At 72.5% G+C, this 1884-nt stretch carries 2 protein-coding genes; one reads left to right on the forward strand and one right to left on the reverse strand.

All coding sequences use genetic code 11. The features are described 5' to 3' along the window. Window positions 1–226 precede the first annotated feature (226 nt). The gene (locus ABZ749_RS34645) at window positions 227–991 is read left to right on the forward strand and encodes an SDR family NAD(P)-dependent oxidoreductase (protein WP_112620159.1); all 765 of its coding nucleotides are present in this window, start codon (window positions 227–229) and stop codon (window positions 989–991) included. Window positions 992–1058: 67 nt separating this feature from the next. Here ABZ749_RS34645 and ABZ749_RS34650 read toward each other — a convergent pair whose 3' ends face one another. Beyond that, a complete protein-coding gene (locus ABZ749_RS34650; protein WP_357235514.1) occupies window positions 1059–1856 on the reverse strand; it encodes an enoyl-CoA hydratase-related protein in 798 nt (265 codons plus the stop codon). Window positions 1857–1884: the final 28 nt, after the last annotated feature.

A 1884-nucleotide genomic window follows, 5' to 3' on the forward strand; every position in this document is an offset into this window, starting at 1 on the left:
GGGGCCGGCTCCGCTGCCGCGTACCGGTTGGCGACGTTCCCGCTCCGGTCGCGATCTCACCTGCCACGGCCCTCCGACACGCAGGGCTGTCGTCGTGTCGTGCGTGTCACCGGGTACGCGATATCGGGAAGCGATTGACCGGTCAAGGACTTACCTCGGTTGACATGTCAATCTGACCTACCGTCGCAAAGCCTGGCGCGTCGGTCATTGAACGAGGAGGAGTTCCATGGGAACGCTTGATGGCAAGGTCGTGCTGATCACCGGCACCGGCGGGGGCCTGGGCCGCGTCGCGGCGCTGACCTTCGCCCGCGAGGGCGCCAAGGTCGTCGGGGCCGACCTCCAGGTAGCGGGTAACGACGAGACAGTCGAACTCGTCCGGCGCGCGGGCGGCGAGATGACCGGCATCGCGCCGGTCGACCTCACCGACCCCGAGCAGGTACGCAAGCTCGTCGACGACGCCGCGGCCGCCTATGGCGGGCTCGACGTGGTCTACAACAACGCCGCCGCGCTCCGCTTCGGCCCGATGCCCGACTTCTCCGTGCAGGACTGGCGCTACACCATCACCGGAGAACTCGACATTCCGTACTTCGTGTCGAAGTTCGCCTGGCCGCACCTGGTCCGACGCGGCGGCGGCGTCATCATCAGCGCCGCCTCCATGGCCGGAATGATCGGCGGCCACGTCCCGCCGATGGTCGGTCACACCGCCGCGAACGCCGGCATCATCGGCATGACGCGACAGCTCGCCCTCGAAGGTGCGCCCCACGGCATCCGCGCGGTGGCGGTCAGCCCCGGGCCCACCCTCACCCCGGCCAGCGAACGCGACCTCGGTGACAACCAGGAGGCGCGGGACGCCATCACGGCCAAGACGCTCCTCAAGCGCTTCGCGCGCCCCGAGGAGGTCGTCGAGCTGGTGGTCTTCCTCGCGTCCGACCGGGCGTCGTACATCACCGGGGCGAACTACCCGGTCGACGGCGGCGCGACCGCCTGGTGACCCGACCCGCGCTGACCGGATCGGAGACCGGGGCGCCGCCAACCGAAGGCGGCGCCCCGGACGCGCCCTAGGCGGAGTCGCCGTCCAGGGCGGGCACCCATCGAGCCGGCCGACGTTCGCGGAACGCGGAGACCCCCTCGCGTCCCTCGTCGGAGAGGAAGTAGCCGGTCGAGACGGCGGAGAGTCGGGCCAGGTCGGCGCGCAACTCGGCGGTCCCCGGTCGACGCAGCAGCTCCTTCGCGCCGGCCAGCGCACCGGGGGCGCCGCGCACCAGCGAGTCGCAGTAGCCCCGTACCGCGTCGTCCAACCCGTCCGCCGGGACCGAGGCCGTCACCAGGCCGACCTCGGCGGCCCGACGGCCGTCGAAGGTGTCCCCGGTCAGGTACAGCTCGGCGGCGGCGCGGGGGTGCAGCCGGGGCAGCACGGTCGCCGAGATCACCGCCGGGATCACCCCGATGCGTACCTCGGTGAACGCGAAGGTCGCCTCGTCGGCGCAGACCGCCAGGTCGGCGGCGGCGATCAGGCCCAGCCCGCCGGCCCGCGCCGGGCCGCCGACCCGGGCCAGCACCGGCTTCGGGCACTCCCAGAGCGCCGCGAGCACGTCACCCAGCATCCCGGCCGGCACCGTCCCGCTGGCGTACGCCGCAGCGGTCTCCTTCAGGTCCGCGCCGGAGCAGAACACCGGGCCGGTGTGGTCGAGCACGATCACTCGCACCGCCTCGTCGGCGACCGCGTCCGCCAGCCCGGCCAGCAACTGGGTCATCAGGGCGGTGGAGAGGGCGTTGCGATTGTGCGGGCTGTCGAGGGTGAGGGTGGTCACCCCACGGGCCGTGGCGACCCGCACGAGGACGTCGGGAGAGGTCATGCCGGGCACACTAGTGGCCATGCCCGGC

It is taken from the genome of Micromonospora sp. NPDC047753 (genome assembly GCF_040642735.1).
GTDB lineage: Bacteria > Actinomycetota > Actinomycetes > Mycobacteriales > Micromonosporaceae > Micromonospora.